At 68.9% G+C, this 1,720-nt stretch carries 3 protein-coding genes; 2 read left to right on the top strand and 1 reads right to left on the bottom strand.

The annotated features are described in order from the left end of the window. The coding region (locus tag AC1DZ6_RS24670; protein ID WP_477099734.1) for an Lrp/AsnC family transcriptional regulator at positions 1–303 on the bottom strand (303 nt) is incomplete at its 3' end. Positions 304–438: 135 nt separating this feature from the next. Here AC1DZ6_RS24670 and AC1DZ6_RS24675 point away from each other — a divergent pair. Beyond that, positions 439–801, top strand: coding sequence for a VOC family protein (locus AC1DZ6_RS24675; RefSeq protein ID WP_477099735.1), 363 nt, complete (start codon positions 439–441; stop codon positions 799–801). 68 nt (positions 802–869) lie between these two features. Next, the coding region (locus AC1DZ6_RS24680; RefSeq protein ID WP_477099736.1) for an alkaline phosphatase family protein at positions 870–1,720 on the top strand (851 nt) is incomplete at its 3' end.

The raw sequence follows: 1,720 nt of genomic DNA on the forward strand, positions 1-1,720 counted from the left end.
GGAGCAGTAGAAGGCCTGCTGCACGTGCTCCTGACCCGCCAGCCACGTGCGCAGCTGGGTCAGCAGCTCGGGCCGGTCGCGCTCGACCTCCAGCGACACGATGAAGAAGGTCGGCCGGCCCACCTTGCGCGGTTCGAGGATGGCGGTCTGGCGCACGATGACGCCGGCCTCCTTCAGCTTGCGCAGCCGGCGCTGCACGGCCGAGGGCGACAGCGCCACCCGCTGGGCCAGGTCCTCGGACGTGCGGCCCGCGTCCTCCTGGACCAGATTCAGCAACTGGCGATCGAAGCGGTCGAGTTTCATGGGGAGGAGCCTACGCCAAATCCACGCGCGGGAACGCCGAATTTCCGCGTTTTATGAGCCGTCTTCGCCGCCAAACGCCGGGCCGGCGCGGCTACACGTCACGACGTCGTTTCGCTTCCTTGAAAGGCCGCTCCCATGCTCGATCACCTGGAAATCCGCACCCGCCGCCTGGACGACTGCGTGGCCTTCTATCGCCAGGTTCTGGAGCCCACCGGCTATCGACTGGTCGTCGACGGTCCCAAGAAGGGCTTCGGCTCGAACGGCGGCCGGCTGGACTTCTGGATCGTCGAGGGCGAGCCGTCCGTGGACGTGCACTACGCCTTCCTGGCGGCCGACCGTGCGGCCGTCGATCGCGCCTACGGCCGGTCCGGCGAGCATGGCGGCGTCCAGGAGCGCCCCCCGGCCGTGCTGCCGCAGATCCATCCGCACTACTATGCCGGCTTCGCCCACGATCCGGACGGCCGGCTGATCGAGTTCGTCAGCCACGTTCCGGTGTAGGGGCGGCCTAACGCCGATCGTTCAATTCCGGCTTGCGACGGTTTTGTGACAATGCTTGTTGAATCCCCATGTTCAGCTTGCCCAAAACCGTCGCGCTCGCCGCCCTGTCCGTCACCGTCACCGTCACCGTCCTCTCCGCGCCGGCCCTGGCCGCGCCGGTCGAGGCGCCCGCGCCCAAGCTGGTGGTGGTGATCTCGATCGACCAGTTCAGCGCCAGCCTGTTCGAGCAGTACCGCGCCGACTTCCACGGCGGCCTGGGCCGACTGGCGCGGCAGGGGACGGTCTATGCCAGCGGCTTCCAGTCGCACGGCATGACCGAGACCTGCCCCGGCCACTCCACCCTGCTGACCGGCAAGCATCCGAACAAGACCGGCATCGTCGCCAACGACTTCTACGACCTGGCGACCGGCCAGAAGACCTACTGCCTGGCCGATCCGTCGGTGACCCTGGCCAACGACCCGTCGGGCGGCGGGCGGCTGGTCAGTCCCAAGCTGCTGCTGGCYGACACCTATGGCGACTGGCTCAAGGCGGCGTCGCCCAACAGCCGGGTCTATGCCGTGTCGGGCAAGGACCGCGGGGCGATCAACATGGCCGGCCACCATGCCGACGGCGTGTTCTGGCTGGAGACGCGGTTCGGCATGACCACCTGGGTCGAGCCCGGCCAGGACGCCAAGACCCGGCTGGCGCCGGTGGCGGCGTTCAACGCCAGGCTGGTCGCCGACCAGAAGAAGAAGCCCTTCACCTGGACCTATGCGAACAAGCGCTGCGCGGCGCTGGAGGGCGACTATGTCACCGGCGGCCGAGCCTGGCGCGCGGCCCTGCCTCGGCCTGTCGCCACCGACGAGGCGGGCGTCACCAACGACCTGTCGGTCAGCCCCTACACCGACCGCGTGACCCTGGACGCCGCCCAGGTCCTGCG

This window comes from Caulobacter sp. P1_B12_2 (assembly GCF_056406675.1).